Origin of the sequence: Actinomadura craniellae, assembly GCF_003289645.1 — a bacterium.
GTDB classification, from domain to species: Bacteria; Actinomycetota; Actinomycetes; order Streptosporangiales; family Streptosporangiaceae; genus Actinomadura_D; species Actinomadura_D craniellae.
Genome location: NZ_QLYX01000001.1, coordinates 601,233 through 614,657 on the forward strand (window position 1 = coordinate 601,233; position 13,425 = coordinate 614,657).

The following is a 13,425-nucleotide window of genomic DNA, read 5'->3' on the forward strand; positions in this document are numbered from 1 at the left end:
CCATAAGCCGGTCGGGGGACAGTACCGAGGAGGAACCCGTGAAACCGCAGAAAACCCTCGCCGTGATCGCGGCGATAGCCCTGCTCGCCGCGGGATGCGGCCGCAGCGGCTCCGGCGGCGAGGAGACGCCTCCTGACGCCGGGCAGGCCGTGACCGGCGATTTCGGCGACCTGAAGGGCATCTGCAAGCCGGGTAGCGCGAAGGGCTCACCCGCCCAGGGCGTCACCGACAAGGAGATCAAGCTCGGCGTCTTCAGCGACGTGGGCTTCACCAAGCAGTCGGAGTTCATCGACGCGGCGAAGGCGTTCACCTCCTGGTGCAACGCCGCCGGCGGGATCAACGGCCGCAAGCTCGTCGCCAACACCCGCGACTCCAAGCTGATGGAGGTCCGCCAGCGGATGCTGGAGTCCTGCCGCGAGGACTTCGCGGTCGTCGGCGGCGGCTCCGCGCTGGACGCGCTGGGCGTCAAGGACCGGCTGACGTGCCTGATGCCCGCCTTCCCCGCCCAGACCTCCCAGGTCGGCAACCTCGGCTCGGATCTGCAGATCGAGACGGTGGCCGGCGGCCCCTCCTACAGCCCCTACGCCGGGTACTTCAACTGGCTGCTGAAGGAGGCGTACCCGGGCTCGGCCAAGAACGTCGGCATCATCTACGGTGACTCCCCGGTGGCCAAGGTCATCGAGGCGCACACCCGGCAGGGCATCCAGGGCTCCGGCGGGACGATCTCCTACTCCGAGGCGTACTCGCCGCAGGGCGTCCCGGACTGGACCCCCTACGCCCAGGCCATCAAGAGCCGGGGCGTCAAGGGCCTGATCTTCCTCGGAAGCTTCGCCGACCTGGCCAAGCTCGAGCAGGTGCTCACCAACATCAACTACAAGCTCGACTGGATCGACACCAACAGCAACGCCTACGGTCCGGCGTTCCTCAAGCTGGCGGGCCCGGCGGCCCTCGCCGCCCAGAACAACCTCGCTGACATCGGCGGCGTCTACCCGCTGGAGAACGCCGCGCAGAACCCGGCGACCAAGCAGGCCACCGAACTGTTCGCCAAGTACGCCCCGGGCAAGCCGGTGACGCTGCAGATGATCCGCGGCTTCGTCGCCTGGACGCTGTTCGCCAAGGCCGCCTCCTCCTGCGGCGACAACCTCACCCGCAAGTGCGTCTTCGAGGCGGGGATGAAGGAGACCGCGTGGACGGGCGGCGGCCTCCAGGCCCCGGTCGACCTGTCCAAGCCCGACGCCCCGGCCCAGTGCTTCAACGTCGAGAAGGCGACCCCGCAGGGCTGGAAGCCGGCCGACTTCAAGCCCAACCAGGGCGCCTACCGCTGCAACGCGCCCGCGATCAAGTTCAGCAACCCCATGGGCAAGCCGGTCACCCTCGCCGACGTCGGCAAGAGCATGAACGACGTCAAATAAATGGAGCAGTTCCTCATCTTCGGTGTTGTAGGTCTGAGCACCGCCGCGATCTACGCCGTCATCGGCAGCGGTCTGGTGCTCACCTACACCACCACCGGCGTGTTCAACTTCGCGCACGGGGCGGCGGGCATGCTGTCGGCGTTCGCCTACTGGCAGCTGTCCGTCGGGTGGGGGTGGCCGGTTCCGGTGGCCCTGGCCGTGGTGCTGCTCGTGCTCGCCCCGGCCTTCGGCCTCGCGGTCGAGAAGGTGGTGCTGCGGCCCGTCCAGAACCTGGGTGAGGCCGAACGGCTGGTGATGACGGTCGCTCTGTTGAGCGGCCTCATCGCCGCCGCCCGGTGGATCTGGGACCCCAACACCCCCCGGCCGCTGTCGGCGTTCTTCGTCAACAGCGCGCCCATCCGCCTGGGACCGGCGACGATCACCTGGCACCAGGCCACCACCATGATCGTCGCGGTGGCGGTGGCCGCGGGCCTGTGGTACCTGCTGCACCGCACCCGCACCGGCACGGAGATGCGCGCGACCGTGGACGACCGGGCCCTGGCCGGTCTCACCGGCGCCGACCCGCTCCGGGCCAACCGGGTCGCGTGGATCCTCGGCACCCAGCTCGCGGCGATCGGCGGCATCCTCATCGCGCCGACCGTCGCCCTGGACGCCTCCCAGCTCTCCCTGCTGATCGTCAGCGCCTACACCGCCGCGATCTTCGGCCGGCTGCGCAGCCTGCCGCTGGTCTTCGTCGGGGCGGTGGTCGTCGGCTGCCTGGAGAGCTACCTGACCGGCTACCTGCCGCAGAACCCGTACCTGCCGGGCCTGCGGCTGGCCGCGCCCGCGCTGCTGCTGTTCCTGGCCCTGCTGCTGTTCCCCCAGGGGCGGCTGCGCGGCCGGGACCGCAGGCTGCGCCCGGTCCCGACGCCGACGATGCGGGGAACGCTGATCTTCGCCGCGTCGATTGTCGCCTTCGGGATGGTGCTGGCGACGGTGCTGGGCGAGTCCGAGCTGATCTCCTACGGGCCGATCTTCTCGCTGGGCATCGTGGCGCTGTCGTTCGTGCCCCTGGCCGGCTACGCGGGCCAGATCTCGCTGTGCCAGCTGAGCATGGCGGGCATCGGCGCGATCGTCTGGGGCCAGCTCGGCGCGGACGGGCAGCTGTGGGCGCTGCCCGCCGCGGTGCTGGTCGCGGCCCTGGTCGGGGCGCTGGTTGCGGTCCCCGCGCTGCGCCTGTCCGGGGTGTACCTGGCGCTGGGGACGACGGCCTTCGCGGTCGTCCTCGACCGCTGGATCTTCACCCTGCCCGCGATCGACCTGTTCGGCGTGCAGATCGCGCTGTTCAACCAGGGCTCGGTGGAGATGGCCGGACCGAACCTGTTCGGTCTGCGGCTGGACGGACAGGCCGAGCTGATGGTCTTCGCCGCGGTCTGCCTCGCCCTGGCCTCCCTGGGGGTCGCGGCGCTGCGCCTCAGCAGGTTCGGGCGGCGGCTGATCGCGCTGCGCGACAGCGAGGCCGCCTACGCCACCCTCGGCGGCAGCCTGCTGGTCGCCCGGGTCCTGGTGTTCGCCCTGGGCGCCGGGATCGCGGGGCTCGGCGGGGTGCTGTACGGGATGCAACTGCAGTCGGTCACCGCCGAGCAGTTCAACTTCGTGGCGGGGCTGCCGCTCTTCCTGGTCGCGGTGATCGGCGGGCTCGGCACGGTGGGCGTCGGGCTGTTCACCGGCACCGCCTACATCGGGCCGATGCACCTGCTCAACAGCATGGCGCCGTGGGCGCACAACATCGTCAACCTGCTGCCGGCCCTGGCCGGTCTGGGGTTCGCCCGGCACCCCGAGGGCGTCGCCCCGGGGATGCGGCACGGCTGGGAACCGCTCGCCCGTAACCGGGTCGCGGTGCTCGCGCTGGTCGGCGGGCTCGCGGTGGCGTGGCTGCTGCGGCTCGGCGACCTCATCAACGGGTGGACGTTCTTCCTCGGCGCGCTGGTCCTGGCTCTGGCGCTGCGCACGTACGCGCAGTCGCGGGAGGCCGGCGCGGTCGTGACGGACATCCCGGTCGAGTGGTGGGGCGTGCGCCGCCCCTGGCGTGCGGAGGACAGGGAGGTGCTGTCCCGTGGAATCGCTGCAGGTTAGCGGGGTGACGGTCGACTTCGGCGGCCACCGGGCCCTGGACGGGGTCGCCTTGACGGCCGCCCCCGGCCGGGTCACCGGACTGATCGGCCCCAACGGGGCCGGCAAGAGCACCCTGTTCGACGTCGTGTCTGGGCTGCGCCGGCCCTCGTCGGGCCGGGTGCACCTGGCCGGCCGGGACGTCACCCGGCTGGGCCCGGCGCGCCGGGCCCGGCACGGGCTGGCCCGGACGTTCCAGCGGCTGGAGCTGTTCGGCCGGCTGAGCGTCCGCGACAACCTGCTCGTCGCCGCGGAACTGGGTCCGCAGCGGCGGCACGCGGACCGCGTCGTCACCGAGATCCTTGACCGGCTCGGCCTGGCGAAGATCGCCGACCAGCACGCCGACACCCTGTCCACCGGGGTCGCCCGGCTGGTCGAGGTGGGCCGGGCCCTGGCCGTCCGGCCCACGCTCCTGCTGCTCGACGAGCCCGCGGCCGGGCAGGACGCCGAGGAGACCGAGCGGTTCGCGGCCCTGCTGCGCTCGCTGGCCGACGACGGGACGGCCGTCGTCCTCGTCGAGCACGACATGGGCCTGGTCATGAGCGTGTGCGACGAGGTGCACGTCCTCGACCTCGGGAAGATCATTGCCGTTGGTCCGCCCGAGGTGATCCGCAACGACGAGACGGTCCTGGCCGCCTACCTGGGGGACGCGTGAGCACTCTGCTGGAACTGCACGACGTGCGCGCCGCCCACGGCGGCATCACCGCCCTGCACGGCGTGACCCTGAGCGTCGCCGCCGGGCAGGTGGTGGCCCTGCTCGGCCCGAACGGCGCGGGCAAGACGACCACGCTGCGGGTCGCCGCGGGGGTGCACCCGGTCGAGTCGGGCCGGCTGGTGCTGGGCGGCCGGGACCTGACCGGGGCCAGCCCCCGCGACCTGGCCCGCGCCGGGGTCTGCCTGATCCCCGAGGGCCGCGGCGTGTTCCCCAACCTGTCGGTCCGCGACAACCTGCTGATGATGACCTTCACCGGCCGCAGCCGCGAGGAGATCGAGGAGATCGCGTTCGCCCGGTTCCCCGTCCTCGCCCAGCGCGCCGCCCAGACGGCCGGGACCCTGTCCGGCGGCGAGCAGCAGATGCTCGCCCTCGCCCGGGGCCTGGCCACCGATCCCGCGGTGCTGCTGCTGGACGAGCTCTCCATGGGACTGGCCCCGCTGATCGTCGCCCGGCTGTACGAGCAGGTCGCCGAGATCGCCCGGCAGGGCGTGGCCGTGCTGGTCGTCGAGCAGTTCGCGACGGCCGTCCTCGGCATCGCCGACCACGCGGCCGTGCTGGTGCGCGGCCGGATCGAACGCCAGGGCCGACCCGACGACGGGCTGCGCACCGAACTTTCCGCCCTCTACCTGGGGAGTGCCCCATGACCTCGACCGAGACGCGCGCGGACCGCTTCGTCCGCGAACTCGCCGAACTGAAGATCCCCGACCCGGCCGCCGGGCGGGCCGCCCTCTGGCTGCGCCTGGGCGTGGCGCTGATGGTGCTCGGCCTGGTGCTGGCGGGATCGTCCTACCTGCTCGCGCACGGCACCACCGACCCGCTCGCCCAGCGGGACGCCCTCGCCCTCGGGCTGGGCGGGATCGCCGGGTGCGTCGTGGGATCCGCGCTCTTCCTGCGGTACTCGCTGACCGGCTTCCTGCGGTTCTGGATGGCCCGCCAGTCCTACGACCTCGCCCTCCTCGCCGACCGCCTCCTCGACAAGGAGAACAGCCATGACCTCGCCCTCGACCCCCTCGACAGCGCCGACCCTGCGTCCCGGTGACCAGCTCGCCAGCACCGTCTGCAGCACACGGGTGGTCGTCGTCCGCGCCCCCGCCGAGGAGCGACCGGAGATCGCCTGCGGCGGGGACCTGATGGTCCCCGCGGTCACCGCGCAGGCGGCGCCGTCCAGCGCGGCCGACGCCGCCACGCTCATCGGCAAGCGCTACGTGGACGCCGGCGGGAAGCTCGAACTGCTCTGCATCTCCTCCGGCGCGGGCGAGCTGAGCTGCGCGGGCACCCCCATGACCCTCAAGGCCGCCAAGCCGCTCCCGGCCTCCGACTGACACAAGGGAAAAGAGCCATGAACCGCGACGACATGATCCTCATCAGCGTCGACGACCACATCATCGAGCCGCCCGACATGTTCGTGAACCACCTGCCGGAGCGGTACAAGGAGGACGCGCCGCGGCTGGTGCACCGGGACGACGGCACCGACGTCTGGCAGTTCCGGGACACGGTGATCCCCAACGCGGCGCTGAACGCGGTCGCCGGGCGGCCCAAGGAGGAGTACGGGCTCGAACCGCAGGGCCTGGACGAGATCCGCCCCGGCTGCTACGACGTGGACGAGCGGGTCAAGGACATGAACGCCGGGGGGATCCTGGCGTCGATGAACTTCCCGTCCTTCCCCGGGTTCGCCGCCCGGCTGTTCGCCACCGAGGACCGCGAGTTCTCGCTGGCCCTGGTCCGGGCCTACAACGACTGGCACATCGACGAGTGGTGCGGGGCCCACCCGGGCCGGTTCATCCCGATGGCGCTGCCGGTGATCTGGGACGCCGAGGCGTGCGCGCAGGAGGTCCGGCGGGTGGCGGAGAAGGGCTGCCACTCGCTGACCTTCAGCGAGAACCCCGCCGCGATGGGCTACCCGAGTTTCCACGACGAGTACTGGGACCCGCTGTGGCGGGCGCTGTGCGACACGGGCACGGTGCTGAACGTCCACATCGGCTCGTCGGGGCGGCTGGCGGTGCCCGCCGTGGACTCGCCACCGGACGTGATGATCACCCTGCAGCCGATGAACATCGTGTCGGCCGCGGCCGACCTGCTGTGGTCCCGGGTGATCAAGGAGTTCCCGGACATCAAGATCGCCCTGTCCGAGGGCGGGACCGGCTGGATCCCCTACTTCCTGGAGCGGGTGGACCGTACCTTCGAGATGCACGCCACCTGGACGTTGCAGGACTTCGGCGGGCGGCTGCCCAGCGAGGTGTTCCGCGAGCACTTCCTGACCTGCTTCATCAGCGACCCGCTCGGGGTGAAGCTGCGGCACGACATCGGCATCGACAACATCTGCTGGGAGGCGGACTACCCGCACAGCGACTCGATGTGGCCGGGCGCGCCCGAGGAACTCCACGAGGTCCTGGAGCGCTACGAGGTGCCCGACGAGGACACCGACAAGATGACCCACCTGAACGCCATGCGCTGGTACTCCTTCGACCCCTTCTCGCACGTCCCGCGCGATCAGGCCACCGTCGGGGCGCTGCGCCGGGCCGCCGCGGGCCACGACGTCTCCATCCAGTCCCGCAGCCACCGGATCATCGACCCCTCCGAGAAGCTGGAGGGGTACCGCATGCGGGCGCGCGCCGCCATGAAAGCGGCGGGGCGGTGAGCGACCTGGTCCTGACCGAACGGGCCGGCGACGTCCTGGTGGTGACTCTGAACCGGCCCGCGGCGCGCAACGCCCTCAGCCCCCAGATGATGGAGGCGCTGACGGAGGTGCTGCGGTCCGCGGACGCCGACCCGGAGGTCCGGGTGATCGTCCTGACCGGGGCGGGAGAGGTCTTCTGCGCCGGGCTCGACCTGAAGGCGTTCGCGGCGGGCGGCGACTACATGGGGCTGCTGTGGTTCTACCACAAGGGCCTCGCCACCCCGCTCGTCGCGGCGGTGAACGGCTCCGCGCTGGCCGGGGGTTTCGAGCTGCTGCTGCCGTGCGACCTGATCGTCGCGGCCGAGGGCGCCCTGCTCGGCATCCCCGAGGTCAAGCGGGGGCTGTTCGCGGCGGGCGGCGGGACGATGCTCACCGAGCGGATCCCCTTCGCCGTGGCGCTGGAGATGGGGCTGACCGGCGACTCGATCACGGCCGAGCGGGCCCGGGAGGTCGGGCTGGTGAACCGGGTCGTCCCCGCCGACCGGGTGCTGCCCGAGGCGCTCGACCTGGCCGGGCGGATCGCCGAGAACGGCCCGCTGGGCGTCGCCATCACCAAGAGGCTGATGCGCCGCCGCCGGTGGGGCACACCCGAGGACGTCAAGGAGATCTTCGGCAGCGCCGACGCCAAGGAGGGCGCCCGCGCGTTCGCCGAGCGCCGGCCGCCGGTGTGGACCGGGAAGTGACGGCGCGGAGCTGAGCGGCGGGCGGCGACCTCCGTGGTCGTCGACCCGCCACGCCTGAAACCTCGGGTCGCGCCCACCACCCGGAGGTGCTTGCGCGCGCCGGCCCGCACCACCCCGGACTCCCAGGGAGAGCGTTGATGAATCTGGCCATGATCCTCGACATGGTCGCCGACGGGATGGCCGACCGCGTCCTGGTCGGCGACCGGGCCACCGGCCTCACCGCGGCCGACCTGCGTACCCGGGCCGTGGCGGGCGCCGCCCTCGTCTCCGTGGCGGGCGCGGACCGGCTCGTCTACCTCGGCGGGAACGGCCCGGCGTTCCCGGTGGCGCTGTTCGCCGCCACGCTGGCCGGCGTCCCGTTCCTGCCGCTGAACTACCGGCTCAGCGCCGATCAGCTCGACGAGGTGATGAGCCGGCAGGACGCGCCGCTGGTCGTCACGGACACCCCGGAGCGGGTGCCCGGGGCGCGGACCGCCGGCCTGGCGGAGTTCCAGCGGCTGCCCGCCGCCGGGCCGGCACCGCGCTCGGCGCACGACATCGACCCCGAGGCGGTCGCCGTGCTGCTGATGACGAGCGGCACCACCGCGGCGCCCAAGAGCGCGGTGCTGCGGCACCGGCACCTGGTCTCCTACCTCTTCGGGTCGGTCGAGTTCGGCTCCGCGGCCGCGACCGACGCCACGCTGGTCAGCGTCCCTCCGTACCACATCGCGGCGGTGGCGAACGCGCTGTCCAACCTCTACTCCGGCCGCCGGGTTGCCTACCTCGACCGGTTCACCGCCGCCGGCTGGCTCGACGCCGTCGAGCGCGAGGGCATCACGCACGCCATGGTCGTGCCGACCATGCTGGTGCGGATCGTCGCCGAGCTGAAGGCGCGCGGCCGGCGGGCGCCCGCGCACCTGCGCTCCGTCTCCTACGGCGGAGCGAAGATCTCCGCCGAGGTCGTCGCCGAGGCGCTGCGGCTGTTTCCGGATACCGGCTTCGTCAACGCCTACGGGCTCACCGAGACCGCGTCGTCGGTCGCGGTGCTGGGCCCCGACGACCACCGCGCGACGGTGAACAGCCCCGATCCGGCGGTCCGGGCCCGGCTGGGCTCGGTCGGCCGGGCGCTGCCGGCGGTGGAGATCGAGGTCCGCGACCCCGCGGGGAACCCCTGCCGGCCGGGGGAGACCGGTGACATCGTCGTGCGCGGCGCGCAGGTGGCGGGCGAGTACGTCGAGTCGGGCAGCCTGGTCGGCGGCGACGGCTGGTTCCCCACCCGGGACCGGGGCCACCTCGACGAGGAGGGGTTCCTCTTCGTCCAGGGCCGGGCCGATGACACGATCATCCGCGGCGGCGAGAACATCGCCCCCGCCGAGATCGAGGACGTGCTGAGCCGGCACGAGGCGGTCCTCGAATGCGCCGTGGCCGGCGTGCCCGACACCGAGTGGGGCCAGCGCATCGCGGCGTTCGTCGTCCTGCGGCCGGAGCACCGGGCCGAGCCGGCGGAGCTGCGGGAGTGGGCCCGCGGGCGGCTGCGCGGCTCGAAGACCCCCGACGACGTCGTGCTCCTCGACGAGCTGCCGGCGACGCCGACAGGCAAGATCCTGCGCCGCGAGCTCGTGGCCCTGCTCCAGGACGGGCTGCAGGACGGGCTCCAAGACGGGCTCCGGGAGGGTGCCCGGCCGTAGCGCCATGGCTTCCGGACCGCCGAACGCCGTTGGCGTAAACTGGCGGGCGGTTCAGCCGAGCGGCCGACCGTGATCGCTTCGTCGCAGGGCGTTCCCGCCGGCGCGGGCCCGCGCCCGTCCGACACCCCAGCTGCCGATCCCGGTGCGATCACCCGCACCCGCCCGGCGGGAGGCGAGCACCATGACATCCGTGCCACCGGGCCCGACCGGCCGGCCGTTAGCCACGGCCGGGTCTCGTGATCGCCGGTGACGGCGGGCCGGATGGGGATGAGCGCGGTGCGGGTGACCAGGAGGGCACGGGTGACGGGAAAAGAGGCGGCCGACGTCGTGAGCGGCGAGAGCGCCGGGCCGGCCGGGGTGCGGCCGCCCAGCCCCCGTGAGGTGCGCCGCCGGCAGCGCATCGAGCTGAGCCGGGAGCAACTGCTCGAAACCGCCGAGGAACTCTTCGCCGAACGCGGCTACTACGAGACGAGCCTCAAGGACGTGGCCGAGATCTGCGAGTTCTCGGTCGCCTCCATCTACACCTTCTTCGACAACAAGGAGGACCTCTACCTGGCGGTCCTGATGCGGCGCGGCGCCGGGCAGCGTGAGGAGATGGGCCGGCTCGCGGCCGAGGAGATGCCCGCCGACGAGCGGCTGATCGCGATGGTGCAGGCGCAGATCGAGCGCCGGCAGAAGTACCCCGCCTGGGCCCAGCTGCACGCCCAGATGACCAAGATCGGACGGCGGGCCGCCGGCGACATCCCGGAGGTCTACAAGAACTTCTACTACGAGATCGTCGGCCTCCTGGCCGGGGTCATCGCGGAGGGGCAGCACGAGGGCCGGCTCCGCCCCGGCGACCCGCACGCCCTGGCCCGGCTCTGCAGCGCGCTCATCGACAGCTTCACCCTGATGGACCCGATGATCAGCCACGAACCCGAGGGCATCAACGCCGAGGAGTTCCTGCGCTTCATCCGCGAAACCTTCACCATGAACTGACCCGTTCGACAATGGGCCCGTAGGCCCTGGGCCGTTAGGTCCATAGACCCTGTTTTCTCTGTATTGCAGCATGTGATCATGTTCCGCGCGAACATTTATCCCAGCTGGGTGTTCGCGCGGGATTTCCATTCATGCGCCGATGCTGAAAAGCTCGGCAGGTCAAATGCAGGGAGTCGTATGAGTATCCGCTCGAACCGTTTCAGAATTCGCCTCGCGATGCTGGCCGCCGTGCCCGCCGTGGCGGCGTCCGCCGTGGTCGTCGGCACCGCCACCCCGGCGCTGGCCGCCTGCGGGCAGGTCGGTGGCGACTTCACGCATATGCACAACGTCTCGCGGGTCACGTTCACCGCGGTCAAGAACTGCTCGAACAACGACATCCGCGTGTACGGACGTCTCTACGACACGCTGAACGACAACCGCAGCGTCCGCCTGGACATCAAGTACGGCGGCGGTACCTTCGGCAACGACTTCGTCCGGTGGGGCGGCGGGTACAACACCAGCACCCCGTTCGACCACAACGCCGGTGACACCGGCGCTTACGTCGAACTCTGCATGTTCGCGTACAACAGCTTCGGGCAGAGCAGCACCGACTGCGAGTCCTATTACTTCTGACCCGCCGCCCTTCGCCGGGACCTCCCCGTTCCCCGGCTCCTGACGGCGCCGCCCAGGTAGGACGTCGGCCCGTTGCGACGGCAACGGGCCGACCGGCCGGTACCGGCCGACGTACGGATCGCGTCCACCGCGAGCGGCCTTTCCGGTGCGGACGCCCGCCGCCGAGGCGGGGCGGGTGACCGGCCAGGCCCGAAATCCGGTCGCCGGCCTGTCCGAAGGGAGAGGCCCGCGGGTGTGCGTCCCGGATCGGGCGATGCGCCGGACAGATGGCCGTGGACTCGTAAGATATGGGGCCGGGCCGGCGTATCGGCCTGGGGGCGCAGCGGCTGATCAGCCGGCGGGAAGTCCTCACGTATTGCTTCGGCGGGTTCTTTTCGGGAGGAATACATGGACGCACGGACGGAGACCCTGGAGTTCCAGGCGGAGGCGCGCGAACTGCTGCGGTTGGTGATCCATTCGATCTACTCGAACAAGGACATCTTCCTCCGCGAGCTCATCTCCAACGCCTCCGACGCCCTCGACAAACTGCGGCTGGAGGCGCTGCGCACCCCGGACCTGCACGTCGACGCCTCCGACCCGCACATCCTGCTGGAGATCGACAAGGAGCGGCGGACGCTGACGGTCCGCGACAACGGCATCGGGATGTCCCGCGACGAGGTCGTTGAGCTGATCGGCACCATCGCCAAGTCCGGCACCGCCGAGCTGCTGCAGCGGCTGCGGGAGTCCCGGGACGCCGCGGCCTCCCAGGACCTCATCGGGCAGTTCGGCGTGGGCTTCTACGCCAGCTTCATGGTGGCCGACAAGGTGACGCTGCTGACCCGGCGCGCCGGGGAGACCCAGGCGACCCGCTGGGAGTCCGCCGGCGAGGGCAGCTACACGATCGAGTCGGTCGAGGACGCGCCGCAGGGCACCTCGGTCACCCTGCACCTCAAGCCGGAGGACAAGGAGGACCACCTCTTCGACTACGCCGACCCCTGGAAGATCAGGGAGATCGTGCGGCGCTACTCCGACTTCATCACCTGGCCGATCAGGATGGCCGCGGAGGGGCAGGCCGACGGCGACGCTCCCGCGGTGGAGACCGTCAACTCGATGAAGGCGCTCTGGGCGCGGCCCAGGGACGAGGTCACCGACGCCGAGTACCACGAGTTCTACAAGCACATCAGCCACGACTGGACCGACCCGCTGGAGACCGTCCGGCTCCAGGCGGAGGGGACGTTCGAGTACCAGGCGCTGCTGTTCATCCCGTCCCACGCGCCGCTGGACCTGTTCATGCGGGAGCACCGACGCGGCGTCCAGCTGTACGTCAAGCGGGTGTTCATCATGGACGACTGCGAGGCGCTCATGCCGGAGTACCTGCGCTTCGTCAAGGGCGTGGTGGACGCCCAGGACCTGTCGCTCAACGTGTCCCGGGAGATCCTGCAGCACGACCGGCAGATCCAGCTGATGCGCCGGCGGCTGGTCAAGAAGGTGCTGGCTACGGTGAAGACGATGCTGGCCGACCACCCCGACCGCTACCGCACGTTCTGGACGGAGTTCGGGGCGGCCGTCAAGGAAGGGCTGGTCAACGACCCCGACAACCGGGACGCCATCCTCGACATCGTCTCGTTCGCGTCCACGGACGACCCGGAGGAGGTCACCACGCTGCGGGGCTACGTGGAGCGGATGAAGGACGGCCAGGAGCACGTCTACTACCTCACGGGCGCGTCGCGGTCGGCCATCGAGAACTCGCCGCACATGGAGGCGTTCCGGGCGAAGGGTCACGAGGTCCTGATCCTCACGGACCCGGTCGACGAGATGTGGGTGGAGTCGGTTCCGGAGTTCGGGGGGAAGCGGTTCCAGTCGATCGCCAAGGGCCAGGTCGACCTCGACGACGAGGACACCGCCGAGGCCGACCGCGAGAAGCGGCGGGAGGACTTCGCCCCGCTGCTGACCTGGCTGACGGAGACGCTCGCGGAGAACGTGAAGGAGGTCCGGCTGTCCACCCGCCTGACCACCTCGCCCGCCTGCATCGTCGGGGACGCGAACGACATCACCCCGACCCTGGAGCGGATGTACCGCGCCGCGGGCCAGGACCTGCCGCCCATCAAGCGCATCCTCGAACTCAACCCCGAGCACCCGCTGGTGACCGGGCTGCGGGACGCCCACGCCGCCCGTACGGACGGGACGGACCTGACCGGGCTGGCCGAGACCGCCGAACTGCTGTACGGGATGGCGCTGCTCGCCGAGGGCGGCGAACTCGCCGATCCGCCGCGGTTCACCCGCCTGCTCGCCGACCGGCTGGCGCACACTCTGTGACCTGGACACCCGCGAGCCCGATTGCGCAAGCGACACGCCGCGGCTTTTCTGAAAAATGCCACTCTATACGTCGCATTTATCCCTATTTTGGGAGCATATGAAAAAATGCGCTTGTTTCGGCTTCGGCCTCGGGTAGGAGATCGCTAGTCCGAGAGTTGCTCGTTAAGCAACAAGACACATGCCAGAGCGGGCAGCCAACACGGGTGCCAGCCGCCAGGTCGGTGACTGGCGACCA

12 protein-coding genes are annotated in these 13,425 nt (G+C 71.1%); all 12 read left to right on the forward strand.

What is annotated here, in order from left to right; all coding sequences use genetic code 11:
• The first annotated feature begins 38 nt into the window (after positions 1–38).
• The 12 genes from DPM19_RS02670 to htpG all read left to right on the forward strand — a co-directional run bounded on the left by DPM19_RS02670 (position 39) and on the right by htpG (position 13,190).
• On the forward strand, positions 39–1,412 hold the full coding sequence (locus tag DPM19_RS02670; protein ID WP_199484791.1) for an ABC transporter substrate-binding protein: 1,374 nt from the start codon (positions 39–41) through the stop codon (positions 1,410–1,412).
• Positions 1,413–3,527 carry a branched-chain amino acid ABC transporter permease gene (locus DPM19_RS02675; RefSeq protein ID WP_111863138.1) on the forward strand — a complete coding sequence of 705 codons (2,115 nt, stop codon included), beginning with the start codon at positions 1,413–1,415 and terminating at the stop codon, positions 3,525–3,527.
• Positions 3,508–4,218: an ABC transporter ATP-binding protein gene (locus DPM19_RS02680; protein ID WP_111863139.1), complete on the forward strand. Its 711-nt coding sequence runs from the start codon at positions 3,508–3,510 to the stop codon at positions 4,216–4,218. The genes DPM19_RS02675 and DPM19_RS02680 overlap by 20 nt, the downstream gene beginning before the upstream one ends.
• Positions 4,215–4,922 carry an ABC transporter ATP-binding protein gene (locus tag DPM19_RS02685; RefSeq protein ID WP_111863140.1) on the forward strand — a complete coding sequence of 236 codons (708 nt, stop codon included), beginning with the start codon at positions 4,215–4,217 and terminating at the stop codon, positions 4,920–4,922. Before DPM19_RS02680 ends, DPM19_RS02685 begins: the two co-directional genes overlap by 4 nt.
• Positions 4,919–5,317, forward strand: coding sequence for a hypothetical protein (locus DPM19_RS02690; protein WP_111863141.1), 399 nt, complete (start codon positions 4,919–4,921; stop codon positions 5,315–5,317). Before DPM19_RS02685 ends, DPM19_RS02690 begins: the two co-directional genes overlap by 4 nt.
• On the forward strand, positions 5,268–5,600 hold the full coding sequence (locus DPM19_RS02695) for a hypothetical protein (RefSeq protein ID WP_199484792.1): 333 nt from the start codon (positions 5,268–5,270) through the stop codon (positions 5,598–5,600). The genes DPM19_RS02690 and DPM19_RS02695 overlap by 50 nt, the downstream gene beginning before the upstream one ends.
• A 17-nt stretch (positions 5,601–5,617) precedes the next feature.
• Positions 5,618–6,916 carry an amidohydrolase family protein gene (locus DPM19_RS02700; RefSeq protein ID WP_111863142.1) on the forward strand — a complete coding sequence of 433 codons (1,299 nt, stop codon included), beginning with the start codon at positions 5,618–5,620 and terminating at the stop codon, positions 6,914–6,916.
• Complete coding sequence (locus DPM19_RS02705) at positions 6,913–7,638, forward strand: enoyl-CoA hydratase-related protein (RefSeq protein WP_111863143.1); 726 nt, start codon at positions 6,913–6,915, stop codon at positions 7,636–7,638. The genes DPM19_RS02700 and DPM19_RS02705 overlap by 4 nt, the downstream gene beginning before the upstream one ends.
• Positions 7,639–7,775: 137 nt before the next feature.
• Positions 7,776–9,305: a class I adenylate-forming enzyme family protein gene (locus tag DPM19_RS02710; RefSeq protein WP_111863144.1), complete on the forward strand. Its 1,530-nt coding sequence runs from the start codon at positions 7,776–7,778 to the stop codon at positions 9,303–9,305.
• A 300-nt stretch (positions 9,306–9,605) separates the two neighbouring features.
• Positions 9,606–10,283 carry a TetR/AcrR family transcriptional regulator gene (locus tag DPM19_RS02715; RefSeq protein ID WP_158566684.1) on the forward strand — a complete coding sequence of 226 codons (678 nt, stop codon included), beginning with the start codon at positions 9,606–9,608 and terminating at the stop codon, positions 10,281–10,283.
• A 177-nt stretch (positions 10,284–10,460) separates the two neighbouring features.
• On the forward strand, positions 10,461–10,895 hold the full coding sequence (locus DPM19_RS02720; RefSeq protein WP_146778721.1) for a hypothetical protein: 435 nt from the start codon (positions 10,461–10,463) through the stop codon (positions 10,893–10,895).
• A gap of 387 nt (positions 10,896–11,282) precedes the next feature.
• The gene (htpG, locus tag DPM19_RS02725) at positions 11,283–13,190 is read left to right on the forward strand and encodes a molecular chaperone HtpG (RefSeq protein WP_111863147.1); all 1,908 of its coding nucleotides are present in this window, start codon (positions 11,283–11,285) and stop codon (positions 13,188–13,190) included.
• The last annotated feature ends 235 nt before the right edge of the window (positions 13,191–13,425 follow it).